Genomic DNA, 15,243 nt, shown 5'->3' with positions numbered 1-15,243 from the left:
CCGTCCCACCGCTTGCGCGGCGGGGCGGGGCCCTTCTCGGTGCTCTTGTGCGGAGCTACCAGGTCAGACTCTCAAGTACTTACTTGAGGATCTTGGTGACCTGGCCGGCGCCCACGGTCCGGCCACCCTCACGGATGGCGAACTTCAGGCCCTCTTCCATGGCGACCGGCTGGATCAGCGCGACGTTCATGAGGGTGTTGTCACCCGGCATGACCATCTCGGTGCCCTCGGGAAGGGTCACGACGCCCGTTACGTCCGTGGTACGGAAGTAGAACTGCGGGCGGTAGTTGTTGAAGAAGGGGGTGTGACGGCCACCCTCGTCCTTCGACAGGATGTAGGACTGAGCCTCGAACTCGGTGTGCGGCGTGACCGAACCCGGCTTGATGATGACCTGGCCGCGCTCGACGTCCTCGCGCTTGATGCCACGAAGAAGCAGACCGACGTTCTCACCGGCCTGGCCCTCGTCGAGCAGCTTGCGGAACATCTCGATACCGGTGACCGTGGTGGTGGTCTTCTCGGTCTTGATACCGACGATGTCGACGGTCTCGTTGACCTTGAGGACACCACGCTCGATACGACCGGTGACGACCGTGCCACGACCGGTGATCGTGAAGACGTCCTCGATCGGCATCAGGAACGGCTTCTCGACGTCACGCTCGGGCTGCGGGATCGACTCGTCGACGGCGGCCATGAGGTCCAGAACGGTCTGGCCCCACTCCTTGTCGCCCTCGAGCGCCTTGAGCGCCGAGACCTTGACGACCGGAAGGTCGTCGCCCGGGAACTCGTACTCGGAGAGGAGCTCACGAACCTCGAGCTCGACGAGCTCCAGGATCTCCTCGTCGTCCACCATGTCGGCCTTGTTCAGGGCGACGACGATGTACGGAACGCCGACCTGGCGGGCCAGGAGCACGTGCTCCTTGGTCTGCGGCATCGGGCCGTCGGTCGCGGCGACAACGAGGATGGCGCCGTCCATCTGCGCCGCACCCGTGATCATGTTCTTGATGTAGTCGGCGTGCCCGGGGCAGTCGACGTGCGCGTAGTGACGCGACTCCGTCTGGTACTCGACGTGCGCGATCGAGATGGTGATACCGCGCTGGCGCTCTTCGGGAGCCTTGTCGATCTGGTCGAAGGCCGAGGCCTCGTTCAGGTCCGGGTACGCGTCGTGCAGCACCTTGGTAATGGCGGCCGTAAGGGTCGTCTTACCGTGGTCGATGTGACCGATGGTGCCGATGTTGACGTGCGGCTTAGTCCGCTCGAACTTTGCCTTCGCCACTGGGTCCTCCTGCGGAGTGGTTCTGTACGCCTTGCTTCATCGGCGCCAGGTGATCTTTGCTGGGATGCCGGGGCCGGGGGCATTCGACACATTGCTTGCGCGCCGTGTCAAATGCCCCACCAGGCTCCGGTGATAAGCCTAAAGCGTCAACTCGGGGAGTTACTCGCCCTTGGCCTTCGCGATGATCTCCTCGGCGACGTTCCGCGGAACCTCGGCGTAGGAGTCGAACTGCATCGAGTAGCTTGCGCGACCCGAGGTCTTGCTGCGGAGGTCTCCGACGTAGCCGAACATCTCCGAGAGGGGCACGAGGCCCTTCACGACGCGAGCGCCGCTGCGCTCCTCCATGGCCTGGATCTGGCCACGGCGGGAGTTGAGGTCGCCGATGACATCGCCCATGTAGTCCTCGGGCGTGGTGACCTCGACGGCCATCATCGGCTCGAGGAGCACGGGGGACGCCTTGCGGGCACCCTCCTTGAACGCCTGCGAACCGGCGATCTTGAAGGCGAGCTCCGAGGAGTCGACCTCGTGGTAACCACCGTCGAGAAGGGTGACGCGGACGCCGACCATCTCGTAACCGGCCAGGATGCCGAACTGCATGGCTTCCTGAGCACCCGCGTCCACCGAGGGGATGTACTCACGGGGGATGCGGCCACCGGTGACCTTGTTGACGAACTCGTAGGACGCGTCGCCACCCTCGATGGGCTCGATGGCGATCTGCACCTTCGCGAACTGGCCGGTACCACCAGTCTGCTTCTTGTGCGTGTAGTCGATGCGCTCGACGGCCTTGCGGATCGTCTCGCGGTACGCGACCTGCGGCTTGCCGACGTTCGCCTCGACGCGGAACTCGCGCTTCATGCGGTCGACGAGCACCTCGAGGTGAAGCTCACCCATACCACCGATGATGGTCTGGCCGGTCTCCTCGTCGGAGTGCACCTGGAAGGACGGGTCCTCCTCGGAGAGGCGCTGGATGGCGACACCCAGCTTCTCCTGGTCACCCTTGGACTTGGGCTCGATGGCGACCTGAATGACCGGCGCCGGGAAGTCCATGGACTCCAGGATGACCGGGTTCTTGTCGTCACACAGCGTCTCACCGGTGGTGGTCTGCTTCAGGCCCATGACGGCGATGATGTCACCGGCGCCCACCGACGCGATCTCCTCACGCTTGTTCGCGTGCATGCGGTAGATCTTGCCGATGCGCTCCTTCTTGCCCTTGACCGAGTTCAGCACCGCGGTGCCGGCCTCGAGGCGACCGGAGTAGATCCGGACGAAGGTGAGCTTGCCCAGGTGCGGGTCGCTCGCGATCTTGAACGCCAGGCCGGAGAACGGCTCGTCGTCCGAAGGCTTGCGCGAGATGACCTTCTCCGGGTCCTTGACGTCGTGGCCTTCGATGGCCTCGACGTCCAGGGGGGAAGGCAGGTAGCGGACGACCGCGTCGAGCAGGGGCTGGACGCCCTTGTTCTTGAACGCGGTGCCACAGAACACCGGGGTGACCGTGATGGAGTCCGCGGTGCCCTTCGACGCAAGGGTGATCCGACGGATCGCCTCGTGCAGCTGGTCCTGGGTGGGCTCCTCGCCCTCCAGGTACAGCTCCATCATGGCGTCGTCGTTCTCCGAGACGGCCTCAAGGAGCTTGCCGCGCCATTCCTCGGCGGCCTCCTTCAGGTTGTCCGGGATCTCGACGATGTTGTACATCTCGCCCTTGACGGCCTCTTCGGGGTACACGAAGGCCTTCATGGTCACGAGGTCGACGACACCCGTGAAGTCGGCCTCGGCGCCGATGGGGAGCTGCATGACGATCGGGACAGCGCCGAGGCGCTGGACGATCATGTCGACGCAACGGAAGAAGTCGGCACCGGTGCGGTCGAGCTTGTTGACGAAGCAGATACGCGGCACGCCGTAGCGGTCCGCCTGACGCCACACGGTCTCGGACTGCGGTTCGACGCCGGCCACACCGTCGAACACGGTGACGGCACCGTCGAGGACGCGGAGCGAACGCTCCACCTCGACGGTGAAGTCGACGTGACCCGGGGTGTCGATGATGTTGATGGTGTGGTCAACATCGTTGAGCGGCCAGTGACAGGTCGTCGCGGCGGACGTGATCGTGATGCCGCGCTCCTGCTCCTGCTCCATCCAGTCCATCGTGGCAGCGCCGTCGTGGACTTCACCGATCTTGTAGCTCACACCGGTGTAGAAGAGGATCCGCTCAGTGGTGGTCGTCTTGCCCGCGTCGATGTGGGCCATGATCCCAATGTTGCGGACCTTGGCCAGGTCAAGCGAAGTGGTGGCCATAAGGCTCAATCTTCTCTCGGTCTCGATGGGGTAAGCGACTACCAGCGGTAGTGCGCGAAGGCCTTGTTGGACTCGGCCATCTTGTGGGTGTCCTCGCGCTTCTTGACGGCAGCGCCAAGACCGTTGGAGGCGTCGAGCAGCTCGTTCATGAGGCGCTCGGTCATGGTCTTCTCGCGACGGGCGCGGGAGTAACCCACGATCCAGCGCAGCGAGAGGGTGGCGGCACGACCGGGCTTGACCTCGATCGGCACCTGGTAGGTGGCGCCACCGACACGGCGGGACTTGACCTCGAGCGAGGGCTTGACGTTCTCAAGCGCGCGCTTCAGCGTGATGACCGGGTCAGCGCCGGTCTTCTCGCGGAGGCCTTCCATGGCGCCGTACACGATCCGCTCGGCGGTGGAACGCTTGCCGTCGAGCAGGATCTTGTTGATCAGCGAGGTGACAAGAGGAGAGCTGTAGACCGGGTCGATGATGACCGGGCGCTTCGGGGCGGGGCCCTTACGAGGCATTCTTACTTCTCCTTCTTGGCGCCGTAGCGGCTGCGGGCCTGCTTGCGGTTCTTGACACCCTGGGTGTCGAGCGAGCCGCGGATGATCTTGTAACGAACACCCGGCAGGTCCTTCACACGGCCACCACGCACGAGCACGATCGAGTGCTCCTGCAGGTTGTGTCCCTCACCCGGAATGTAGGCCGTGACCTCGATGCCGGAGGTCAGACGCACACGCGCGACCTTACGGAGAGCCGAGTTCGGCTTCTTCGGGGTGGTCGTGAAGACACGCGTGCAGACGCCACGACGCTGGGGCGAACCCTCGAGCGCGGGCGTCTTGTTCTTCTCGACCTTGTCCTGCCGGCCCTTCCGGACCAGCTGCTGAATCGTAGGCACTACTTCTCCGGTTTCTGTGTGCCGTCGGTGAAACTAACCTGGAACATCGCCGACCCACGCGGTCGGGTGTGTCGGATACTGCGGGCCACTCCCCTGGAGCAGTGGAAGCACAGATCGCGGTGGCCAAAGACGGACTCGCCGTGCGGCTGAAGACACGCACACGAGCCCAGGCACACCCCAGGCACAAGGTCTGAGCGTACCTACCTCACGGACCTGGGTCAAAACAAATGCTGTCCGCCCCGGCCCGCCGAGCCGGCCATCCTGCTCGTACCGACCCGTCCGGAGCCCCACAGGGGCCCTCACGGGCCTCTGAGCGCCTTCCGCGTACCACGACCACCGTACGCCCGCCGTGCGGGAGTGACGTATCGCACGCCGGAGGGCGGTCACCCCGTGTGCACGGGGTGACCGCCCTCCGGATGTATCAGGCGACTCGCTTACTGGTTGTACGGACCGTAGTCGTAGTCCTCCAGCGGAACGGCCTGGCCGGAGCCCGTGCCGAACGGCGAGTAGTCGATGTCGTCGTAGCCGACGGCCGAGTACATCGCGGCCTTGGCCTCCTCGGTCGGCTCGACCCGGATGTTGCGGTAGCGGGACAGACCCGTACCGGCCGGGATGAGCTTACCGATGATGACGTTCTCCTTGAGGCCGATCAGGGAGTCGGACTTGGCGTTGATCGCCGCGTCCGTCAGGACCCTGGTCGTCTCCTGGAAGGAAGCCGCGGACAGCCACGACTCCGTCGCCAGCGAGGCCTTGGTGATACCCATCAGCTGCGGACGACCGGAGGCGGGGTGACCGCTCTCCTGGACCACACGACGGTTCTCGGTCTCGAACTTCGAACGCTCGACGAGCTCGCCCGGCAGCAGTTCCGCGTCGCCGGACTCGATGATCGTCACGCGGCGGAGCATCTGCCGGATGATGATCTCGATGTGCTTGTCGTGGATCGACACGCCCTGCGAGTTGTAGACCTTCTGGACTTCGCCGACCAGGTGGACCTGGACCGCGCGCTGACCGAGGATCCGCAGCACGTCGTGCGGGTTGGTGGCACCCACGGTGAGCTTCTGGCCCACCTCGACGTGGTCGCCCTCGCCCACCAGCAGACGGGCACGCTTGGAGATCGGGAAGGGGATCTCCTCGCTGCCGTCGTCCGGCGTGACCACGAGCTTCTTGGTCTTCTCGGTCTCCTCGATCCGGACCCGGCCCGCGGACTCCGAGATCGGGGCGACACCCTTCGGCGTACGGGCTTCGAAGAGCTCGACGACTCGGGGCAGACCCTGGGTGATGTCGTCACCGGCCACACCACCGGTGTGGAAGGTACGCATCGTCAGCTGGGTACCGGGCTCACCGATGGACTGGGCGGCGATGATGCCGACCGCCTCACCGATGTCGACCAGCTTGCCGGTGGCGAGCGAGCGTCCGTAGCAGAAGGCACAGGTGCCGACCGCGGACTCACAGGTCAGGACCGAGCGGGTCTTGACCTCCTCGACGCCGGCGCCCACCAGGGCGTCGATCAGGACGTCACCGAGGTCGACGTTGGCAGGCGCGATGACCTTGCCGTCGACGACAACGTCCTCGGCGAGCATGCGGGCGTACACCGAGGTCTCGACGTCGTCCGTCTTGCGGAGCACGCCGTCGGCACCCTTGACCGCGATCTTCAGCTTGAGGCCACGGTCGGTGCCGCAGTCCTCCTCGCGAATGATCACGTCCTGCGAGACGTCCACCAGACGACGGGTCAGGTAACCCGAGTCGGCGGTACGCAGGGCGGTGTCCGCCAGACCCTTACGGGCACCGTGCGTGGAGATGAAGTACTCCAGAACGGTGAGGCCCTCACGGAAGGACGCCTTGATGGGACGAGGGATCGTCTCGTTCTTGGCGTTGGACACCAGACCACGCATACCGGCGATCTGACGCATCTGCATCATGTTTCCTCGGGCACCCGAGTCAACCATCATGAAGATGGGGTTCGTCTTGGGGAAGTTCGCGTTCATCGCCTCGGCAACCTCGTTGGTCGCCTTGGTCCAGATCGCGATGAGCTCCTGCGTGCGCTCGTCCTTGGTGATCAGACCGCGCTCGTACTGCTTCTGGACCTTCTCGTCCTGCTCCTCGTAGCCCCTGACGATGGCCTTCTTGGCCTCGGGCACGACGATGTCCGCAACGGAGACGGTGACGCCGGAACGGGTCGCCCAGTGGAAGCCCGCCGCCTTCAGGTTGTCGAGCGTCGCCGCCACGATGACCTTGGGGTAGCGCTCGGCGAGGTCGTTGACGATCTCGGAGAGCTGCTTCTTGCCGACCGAGTAGTCGACGAACGGGTAGTCCTCGGGCAGCAGCTCGTTGAAGAGCGCGCGGCCCAGGCTCGTCCGCAGCCGGAAGGTGTCACCCGGCTGGTACTCGGGCTCGCCCTCCTCGGCGACCGGCGGCACCCAGCCACGCGGCGGCATGGTGCCCACCGGGAAGCGGATGTCGACGGACGACTGGAGCGCCAGCTCGCCGGCGTCGAACGCCATGATCGCCTCGGCCGTGGAGCCGAACGCGCGGCCCTCGCCCTTGGTGTCACGGAGTTCGCCGTCGGTCGTCAGGAAGAACAGACCCAGCACCATGTCCTGCGTAGGCATGGTGACGGGACGACCGTCGGCCGGCTTCAGGATGTTGTTCGAGGACAGCATCAGGATGCGGGCCTCGGCCTGCGCCTCCGCGGAGAGCGGCAGGTGCACGGCCATCTGGTCACCGTCGAAGTCCGCGTTGAACGCGGTGCAGACGAGCGGGTGGATCTGGATGGCCTTGCCCTCGACCAGCTGCGGCTCGAAGGCCTGGATGCCGAGGCGGTGCAGGGTCGGTGCACGGTTCAGCAGCACCGGGTGCTCGGCGATGACCTCTTCGAGGACGTCGTACACCACGGTGCGGCCGCGCTCGACCATGCGCTTGGCCGACTTGATGTTCTGCGCGTGGTTCAGGTCCACCAGGCGCTTCATCACGAACGGCTTGAAGAGCTCCAGCGCCATGGCCTTGGGCAGACCGCACTGGTGCAGCTTGAGCTGCGGGCCGACGACGATCACGGAACGCGCGGAGTAGTCCACACGCTTACCGAGGAGGTTCTGACGGAATCGGCCCTGCTTGCCCTTCAGCATGTCGCTGAGGGACTTGAGCGGGCGGTTACCGGGACCGGTGACCGGGCGACCGCGGCGGCCGTTGTCGAACAGCGCGTCGACGGCCTCCTGCAGCATCCGCTTCTCGTTGTTCACGATGATCTCGGGGGCGCCGAGGTCAAGGAGACGCTTGAGGCGGTTGTTGCGGTTGATCACACGGCGGTACAGGTCGTTCAGGTCGGAGGTCGCGAAGCGGCCACCGTCCAGCTGCACCATCGGACGCAGGTCCGGCGGGATGACCGGCACGCAGTCGAGCACCATGCCCTTGGGCTTGTTGCTGGTCTGCAGGAACGCGGAGACGACCTTGAGGCGCTTGAGCGCGCGGGTCTTCTTCTGGCCCTTGCCGGTGCGGATGATCTCGCGGAGGCGCTCGGCCTCCTCGTCGAGGTCGAACGACTCCAGGCGCTTCTGCAGGGCGGCAGCGCCCATGCAGCCGTCGAAGTACGTGCCGAAGCGGTCACGCAGCTCGCGGTAGAGCAGCTCGTCGCCCTCGAGGTCCTGGACCTTGAGGTTCTTGAAGCGGCTCCACACCTCGTCGAGGCGGTCGATCTCGCGCTGCGCACGGTCACGCAGCTGCTTCATCTCACGCTCGGCACCTTCGCGCACCTTGCGGCGCACGTCGGCCTTGGCGCCCTCGGCCTCGAGCTCGCCGAGGTCGGTCTCGAGCTTCTTGGCACGGTTCTCGAGGTCCGAGTCGCGACGGTTCTCGACCTGCTGACGCTCGACGGAGACGTGCGCCTCCAGCGACGGGAGGTCGCGGGTGCGGCGCTCCTCGTCGACGAACGTGATCATGTACGCGGCGAAGTAGATGACCTTCTCGAGGTCCTTCGGCGCGAGGTCCAGCAGGTAGCCCAGACGCGACGGGACGCCCTTGAAGTACCAGATGTGGGTGACGGGAGCGGCAAGCTCGATGTGGCCCATGCGCTCACGACGCACCTTGGCGCGCGTGACCTCGACGCCACAGCGCTCACAGATGATGCCCTTGAAGCGGACACGCTTGTACTTGCCGCAGTAGCACTCCCAGTCCCGGGTCGGACCGAAGATCTTCTCGCAGAAGAGTCCGTCCTTTTCGGGCTTGAGCGTGCGGTAGTTGATGGTCTCCGGCTTCTTCACTTCGCCGTGGGACCAGGTCCGGATGTCGTCCGCGGTGGCAAGGCCGATCCGCAGCTCGTCGAAGAAGTTGACGTCGAGCACTTGTCGTCAATCCCTCTTTCGGGGGTTCGAGCCCCCTCGCTTCACGCGAGAAATCGGGGCACTTCAGCAATGGTCTGAACGGGTCCGGGGAGAGCCGGCCGGATCACTGGGATCCGGCCGGCCAACCCGTCAGACCTCTTCGACGCTGCTCGGCTCGCGCCGGGACAGGTCGATACCGAGCTCCTCCGCCGCGCGGAAGACGTCCTCGTCCGTGTCGCGCATCTCGATGGACATGCCGTCCGAGGACAGCACCTCCACGTTGAGGCAGAGCGACTGCATTTCCTTGATGAGCACCTTGAAGGACTCGGGAATGCCGGGCTCGGGGATGTTCTCGCCCTTGACGATGGCCTCGTAGACCTTCACGCGGCCGGTCACGTCGTCGGACTTGATCGTCAGCAGCTCCTGGAGGGCGTAAGCGGCGCCATAAGCTTCAAGGGCCCACACCTCCATTTCACCGAAGCGCTGTCCACCGAACTGAGCCTTACCACCCAGCGGCTGCTGGGTGATCATGGAGTACGGACCCGTCGAACGAGCGTGCAGCTTGTCGTCGACGAGGTGGTGGAGCTTGAGGATGTACATGTAGCCGACCGAGACCGGCTCGGGGAACGGCTCACCGGAGCGTCCGTCGAACAGGTTGGCCTTGCCCGAGGGCTGGACCAGCCGGTCGCCGTCGCGGTTCGGGATCGTGGCCTGGAAGAGGCCGGTGATCTCGTCCTCGCGCGCACCGTCGAAGACCGGGGTCGCGACGTTGGTGCCGGGGGCGACCTGGTCGGCGCCGATGAACTGCAGGCGCTTGGCCCACTCGTCACCGAGGCCGGAGACGTCCCAGCCGCGGCTGGCGAGCCAGCCGAGGTGGATCTCCAGGACCTGTCCCGGGTTCATTCGGGACGGGACACCCAGCGGGTTGAGGATGATGTCGACCGGGGTGCCGTCCTCCAGGAACGGCATGTCCTCGATCGGGAGGATCTTCGAGATGACGCCCTTGTTGCCGTGACGGCCGGCGAGCTTGTCACCATCGGTGATCTTGCGCTTCTGCGCGACGTAGACGCGGACCAGCTGGTTCACGCCCGGCGGCAGCTCGTCGCCCTCTTCGCGGTCGAAGACGCGGACGCCGATGATCTTGCCGATCTCGCCGTGCGGCACCTTCAGCGAGGTGTCGCGCACCTCGCGCGCCTTCTCACCGAAGATCGCGCGGAGCAGGCGCTCCTCGGGGGTCAGCTCGGTCTCGCCCTTGGGCGTGACCTTGCCGACGAGGATGTCGCCGGCCGTGACCTCGGCACCGATCCGGATGATGCCGCGCTCGTCGAGGTCCGCGAGGACCTCTTCGGAGACGTTCGGGATGTCCCGGGTGATCTCCTCCGGACCGAGCTTGGTGTCACGGGCGTCGACCTCGTGCTCCTCGATGTGGATCGAGGAGAGGACGTCGTCCTGCACGAGGCGCTGCGACAGGATGATCGCGTCCTCGTAGTTGTGACCTTCCCACGGCATGAACGCCACGAGCAGGTTCTTGCCGAGGGCCATCTCACCGTTCTCGGTGGCCGGTCCGTCGGCGAGCACCTGGTCGGCGACGATCCGGTCGCCTTCGGAGACGACGACCTTCTGGTTGACCGAGGTGCCCTGGTTGGAGCGCATGAACTTCGCGATGCGGTACGTGGTGTACGTGCCGTCGTCGTTGGTCACGGTGATGTAGTCCGCGGAGACCTCCTGGACCACACCGTCCTTCTCGGCCTTCAGCACGTCACCGGCGTCGGTGGCGCAGCGGTACTCCATGCCGGTGCCCACGAGCGGGGCCTCCGACTTGATGAGCGGAACCGCCTGGCGCATCATGTTCGCGCCCATGAGGGCACGGTTGGCGTCGTCGTGCTCCAGGAACGGGATCATCGCGGTGGCGACGGACACCATCTGGCGCGGCGAGACGTCCATGTAGTCGACTTCGGTGCCGGGCACGTAGTCGACCTCTCCGCCACGACGGCGGACCAGGACGCGGGGCTCGGTGAAGCGCAGCTCGTCGGAGAGCGTCGCGTTCGCCTGGGCGATGACGTAACGGTCTTCCTCGTCGGCCGTGACGTAGTCGACCTCGTCGGTGACCTGACCGTCGACGACCTTGCGGTACGGCGTCTCGATGAAGCCGAACGCGTTGACGCGGCCGTACGAGGCGAGCGAACCGATCAGACCGATGTTCGGGCCTTCAGGGGTCTCGATCGGGCACATGCGTCCGTAGTGGGACGGGTGCACGTCACGGACCTCGAAGCCGGCCCGCTCACGGGACAGACCACCCGGGCCAAGAGCCGACAGGCGGCGCTTGTGGGTGAGACCCGACAGCGGGTTGTTCTGGTCCATGAACTGCGACAGCTGGCTGGTGCCGAAGAACTCCTTGATGGAGGCGACGACCGGCCGGATGTTGATCAGGGTCTGCGGCGTGATGGCCTCGACGTCCTGAGTCGTCATGCGCTCACGCACGACGCGCTCCATCCGGGCCAGGCCCGTACGGACCTGGTTCTGGATGAGCTCGCCGACGTTACGCAGACGACGGTTGCCGAAGTGGTCGATGTCGTCGGTCTCGACGACGATCTCCCGGCCGGACTCACCGGTCGTCTCGGTCTCACCGGCGTGCAGCTTGACCAGGTACTTGATGGTCGCGATGACGTCGTCGGTGGTGAGCACCCCGGCGTCCAGCGGCTCATCGGCGCCGAGCTTCTTGTTCACCTTGTAGCGGCCGACCTTCGCGAGGTCGTAGCGCTTCGGGTTGAAGTAGAGGTTCTCGAGCAGCGTCTGAGCGGCCTCGCGGGTCGGCGGCTCGCCCGGGCGGAGCTTGCGGTAGATGTCGAGCAGCGCGTCGTCCTGGCCCTGGGTGTGGTCCTTCTCCAGGGTGGCGCGCATGGACTCGTACTCGCCGAACTCCTCGAGGATCTGCTCGGTGCTCCAGCCGAGAGCCTTCAGGAGGACGGTGACGGACTGCTTGCGCTTGCGGTCGATGCGGACACCGACCATGTCGCGCTTGTCGATCTCCATCTCCAGCCAGGCACCCCGGGAAGGGATGATCTTGGCGGAGAAGATGTCCTTGTCGGACGTCTTGTCGATCGACGAGTCGAAGTAGACACCCGGCGAGCGGACCAGCTGCGACACCACGACACGCTCGGTGCCGTTGATGACGAAGGTGCCCTTGTTGGTCATGAGCGGGAAATCGCCCATGAAGACCGTCTGGGACTTGATCTCGCCGGTCTCGTTGTTGGTGAACTCGGCCGTGACGAAGAGAGGGGCCGCGAACGTGAAGTCGCGCTCCTTGCACTCGTCGATCGAGTTCTTGGGGGGCTCGAAGCGGTGGTCGCGGAACGTAAGCGACATCGACCCGGAGAAGTCCTCGATCGGTGAGATCTCCTCGAAGATCTCCTCCAGGCCGGACTTGGTGGGGACGTCTTGTCCACTGTCCAGAGCAGCCTCGACGCGAGCCTTCCAGGCGGCGTTGCCGAGGAGCCAGTCAAAGCTCTCGGTCTGCAGCGCGAGGAGGTTCGGAACCTCGAGGGGCTCCTTGATCTTTGCAAAAGAGATGCGCAGCGGGGCGGTGCTGGCACCGTTGTTCGTATTCGCGGTCGAGGCGTTGCGCGAGGCGGCCAAGAGGGGGTCCTTCCGAGGGCTCGGACTCACTACGCGCGTACCGGTCCCAAACTGGACGGGTGGACAGGTATCCCTGGTCAGGGATGAAAGGTCCACGGTGCACAGGATGGGTATGCCCCTGGTGACGGGCAGGAGGCAGCTAACAGGCAGCGCAAAGGGTCAGTGTAGCCAAGCGGCACACTGATGTCCAGTCGGGGTTCTCAGAGACCCACGTTGCTCTCAACAGCTGTTCTCAACACCTATGTCTAGCCCTGCGCGAGGTGCGCTCTTCTTTACTGCCCTCTTCGCCATCGATCCATGCCTCGGATTCGGATCGATATGACGACGCGCCTTGAGAATTGCGCGCCTCGTGCGGTTCGTCAAGGCCCCCCAGCCGGTACGGGCCCCGAGACCCGCGTCCCGCCGCCACCCCGCACCGCCCGTGCCCCCACGAGAGGCGCACGGCGAAGATCACCCTACTCGTCAGCGCGGGAAGAGCAAGGCACCCGCCGCGGGTACGCCGAAAGGCGACCACCCGTACGGGTGATCGCCTTTCGCGAAGTGACGTCCGCGCCTCGCGGCACGGGTCCAGAGGAGTCAGAAGACTCGCTGGGTCACTTGACCTCGACGGAGGCGCCGGCGGCCTTGAGGGACTCGGCAGCCTTCTCGGCGGCCTCCTTGGCGACCTTCTCGACGACGGGCTTCGGGGCGCCGTCGACGAGGTCCTTGGCCTCCTTCAGGCCGAGGGAGGTCAGCTCACGCACGACCTTGATGACCTGGATCTTCTTGTCACCGGCGGCGGTGAGGATGACGTCGAACTCGTCCTTCTCCTCGGGAGCCTCGGCAGCCGGGCCACCCTGGGCCGGACCGGCGACGGCGACGGCCGCGGCGGCGGTGACGTCGAACTTCTCCTCGAAGGCCTTCACGAACTCGGAGAGCTCGATGAGGGTGAGCTCCTCGAACTGGGCGAGCAGGTCTTCCTGGCTGAGCTTCGCCATGATGGCGTCCTTCCACTATTCGGCAGGTGCCGGATGTATATGTCGGCGGGCGTACGTGGAGCCCGCTGGACCGCTGGGCGAAATTACTCGGCGGCCTCGGCGGGAGCCGGAGTACCGGCACCGCCCTGCTCTTCTTCCCGCTTGGCACGAAGAGCTTCCGCGGTGCGGACGAACTTCGACGGCAGAGCCTGGAAGAGCTGCGCAGCCTGAGTCTGCTTGCCCTTCATGGCGCCGGCCAGCTTGGAGAGCAGAACCTCGCGGGACTCGAGGTCCGCGAGCTTCTTGATCTCATCGGCGGACAGCGCCTTACCGTCAAGGACACCGCCCTTGATGATGAGGTTGGGGTTGTCCTTGGCGAAGTCACGAAGACCCTTCGCCGACTCCACCGGGTCACCGGTGACGAAGGCAACCGCCGTCGGACCTGCGAACAGGTCGTCCAGCGTGTCGATCCCGGCCTCGTTGGCCGCGATCTTGGTCAGCGTGTTCTTCACCACGGCGTACTGGGCGTTCTCACCGAGCGAACGGCGCAGCTGCTTGAGCTGTGCCACGGTGAGGCCCCGGTACTCGGTCAGCACGGCGGCGTTCGAGCTGCGGAACTGGTCCGCGAGCTCGGCTACCGCTGCAGCCTTGTCGGGCCTTGCCATGAGCGTGGCCTCCTTCCGGGTGATGAGGACCGCTCAAAAGGGCCCGGAAAAGACGAAACGCCCCGGCGCAGGCGCCAGGGCGAAGCTCGACCGAACAAGATCCGGGAGCTTTTCCGCAGTCACCTGCGCAGGTCGTCCGTATTCAACGGATCCTTCGGTTGCCGTCCCCCTTGCGGGTTTCAGCAACGACCAGCGGTCTTTGGCTTCTGCAGAAGAGTACGCGACAGGGGTCGCGCCGGGCAAATCCGTCCCGGTTCGGGTGGTCCGAAAGGTTTGGAGCCCGTCCCTCGCGGTATTAGGAGGCGCCCCCGGTCGCGCCCTGCTGCTGCTGGAGCAGCTCCTTGAACCCGATGGTCTCGCCGGCGGGCGGCCGCTGGACCGAGACCTTGGTGCCGTAGTCGCTGTAGAACACCGTCGTGTTGAGCTCGCCGGTCTTCATCTGCCCGCGCTCGCTCTTCTTCACCAGCAGATCGTTCGCGTCGACCCAGAGGTCGACCGTCTCCGTGGTGATCCCGGCGTCGTTGAGCTGCTTCTTGAGCGCGGCCAGCTGACCGGCGTCCAGGTTCGACGTCTTGGCGGTCAGCTCGGCGACGTCGACCGTGCCGGAGTAGTGCGTGGTGGCGACACCGCGGACCTGCTCCTTGCCGACCTCCTTCACGTCGCCGGACGCCAGCAGCGACTTCACTCCCTGGTCGGGAGTGGTGTTCTGCATCTGGTCCTTCATCGCCGCCCCGGAGGCGCCCCCGAGCTCGGCGAGGTCGTCGTACGAGTAGCTGATCCAGCGCTTGCCACCGGTCTGCTGGGCCAGGGCCGCACCCATGTCCGCCGCGTAGCCGTCCTTGAAGTAGCGGGCCTGCATCGTGCCGGTGCCGCCGGCCTTCTTCATGGTGTCGGCCATGGCACCGCCGGTGTACGTGATCTCCATGGTGCCGCTGACGCCGTCGCTCCAGTCCAGCGCGCCGGACTGCTTCATGGACATCGCACTGCCCATGACCATGGTGCCCTCGACCTTCGCCGAGCTCGCCGCGCCGGTCTTCTTCTGCACGTCGAGCAGCGCGGCGATCGCGTCGGTCTTCACCACGCCGCTGCCGCCGGCCCGCTCCTTGCCCTCGGTCGTGCCGCCGTCGTCCGATCCGCCGCAGGCCCCGACCGATGTCAGCGCCGCTGCCACAGCCACGGCCAGGCCGACGCGCCGTACGGTACTGGTCCTCATGTCCGTCTCCACCCC

At 65.6% G+C, this 15,243-nt stretch carries 9 protein-coding genes; all 9 read right to left on the bottom strand.

Translation table 11 applies throughout. The annotated features are described in order from the left end of the window. Nucleotides 1-79: 79 nt before the first annotated feature. The 9 genes from tuf to ABZ434_RS04715 all read right to left on the bottom strand — a co-directional run bounded on the left by tuf (nucleotide 80) and on the right by ABZ434_RS04715 (nucleotide 15,228). Nucleotides 80-1,273, bottom strand: a complete 1,194-nt coding sequence (gene tuf, locus ABZ434_RS04755; protein WP_359132075.1) for an elongation factor Tu — start codon at nucleotides 1,271-1,273, stop codon at nucleotides 80-82. A gap of 159 nt (nucleotides 1,274-1,432) precedes the next feature. After that, nucleotides 1,433-3,562, bottom strand: a complete 2,130-nt coding sequence (gene fusA, locus ABZ434_RS04750; protein ID WP_359132073.1) for an elongation factor G — start codon at nucleotides 3,560-3,562, stop codon at nucleotides 1,433-1,435. Between the two features lie 38 nt (nucleotides 3,563-3,600). Continuing rightward, nucleotides 3,601-4,071 (bottom strand): 30S ribosomal protein S7, encoded by a 471-nt coding sequence (rpsG, locus tag ABZ434_RS04745; RefSeq protein WP_014154599.1) that lies wholly within the window; start codon nucleotides 4,069-4,071, stop codon nucleotides 3,601-3,603. A gap of 2 nt (nucleotides 4,072-4,073) precedes the next feature. After that, nucleotides 4,074-4,445: a 30S ribosomal protein S12 gene (gene rpsL / locus ABZ434_RS04740; RefSeq protein ID WP_003948652.1), complete on the bottom strand. Its 372-nt coding sequence runs from the start codon at nucleotides 4,443-4,445 to the stop codon at nucleotides 4,074-4,076. A 434-nt stretch (nucleotides 4,446-4,879) separates the two neighbouring features. Beyond that, nucleotides 4,880-8,779 carry a DNA-directed RNA polymerase subunit beta' gene (locus ABZ434_RS04735; protein WP_359132071.1) on the bottom strand — a complete coding sequence of 1,300 codons (3,900 nt, stop codon included), beginning with the start codon at nucleotides 8,777-8,779 and terminating at the stop codon, nucleotides 4,880-4,882. Between the two features lie 129 nt (nucleotides 8,780-8,908). Next, nucleotides 8,909-12,394 carry a DNA-directed RNA polymerase subunit beta gene (gene rpoB, locus ABZ434_RS04730; protein WP_359132070.1) on the bottom strand — a complete coding sequence of 1,162 codons (3,486 nt, stop codon included), beginning with the start codon at nucleotides 12,392-12,394 and terminating at the stop codon, nucleotides 8,909-8,911. Nucleotides 12,395-12,987: 593 nt separating this feature from the next. Then, nucleotides 12,988-13,371 carry a 50S ribosomal protein L7/L12 gene (gene rplL, locus ABZ434_RS04725; protein ID WP_359132069.1) on the bottom strand — a complete coding sequence of 128 codons (384 nt, stop codon included), beginning with the start codon at nucleotides 13,369-13,371 and terminating at the stop codon, nucleotides 12,988-12,990. An 83-nt stretch (nucleotides 13,372-13,454) separates the two neighbouring features. Further along, on the bottom strand, nucleotides 13,455-14,015 hold the full coding sequence (gene rplJ / locus ABZ434_RS04720) for a 50S ribosomal protein L10 (protein WP_136328447.1): 561 nt from the start codon (nucleotides 14,013-14,015) through the stop codon (nucleotides 13,455-13,457). A 295-nt stretch (nucleotides 14,016-14,310) separates the two neighbouring features. Continuing rightward, nucleotides 14,311-15,228 carry a hypothetical protein gene (locus tag ABZ434_RS04715; RefSeq protein WP_359132068.1) on the bottom strand — a complete coding sequence of 306 codons (918 nt, stop codon included), beginning with the start codon at nucleotides 15,226-15,228 and terminating at the stop codon, nucleotides 14,311-14,313. Between the last annotated feature and the right edge of the window lie 15 nt (nucleotides 15,229-15,243).

The sequence above is a fragment of the Streptomyces sp. NPDC005761 genome, assembly GCF_040630635.1.
GTDB lineage: Bacteria > Actinomycetota > Actinomycetes > Streptomycetales > Streptomycetaceae > Streptomyces.
Note: the sequence above shows the minus strand (reverse complement) of the source record. Positions and strands in the feature narration are given on the sequence as shown.

What these genes read in the sequence shown, in the direction of transcription:
- rpsG (WP_014154599.1), bottom strand. Translation starts at nt 4,071, where the DNA reads ATGCCTCGTAAGGGCCCCGCCCCGAAGCGCCCGGTCATCATCGACCCG.
- fusA (WP_359132073.1), bottom strand. Translation starts at nt 3,562, where the DNA reads ATGGCCACCACTTCGCTTGACCTGGCCAAGGTCCGCAACATTGGGATC.
- rplL (WP_359132069.1), bottom strand. Translation starts at nt 13,371, where the DNA reads ATGGCGAAGCTCAGCCAGGAAGACCTGCTCGCCCAGTTCGAGGAGCTC.
- rplJ (WP_136328447.1), bottom strand. Translation starts at nt 14,015, where the DNA reads ATGGCAAGGCCCGACAAGGCTGCAGCGGTAGCCGAGCTCGCGGACCAG.
- ABZ434_RS04715 (WP_359132068.1), bottom strand. Translation starts at nt 15,228, where the DNA reads ATGAGGACCAGTACCGTACGGCGCGTCGGCCTGGCCGTGGCTGTGGCA.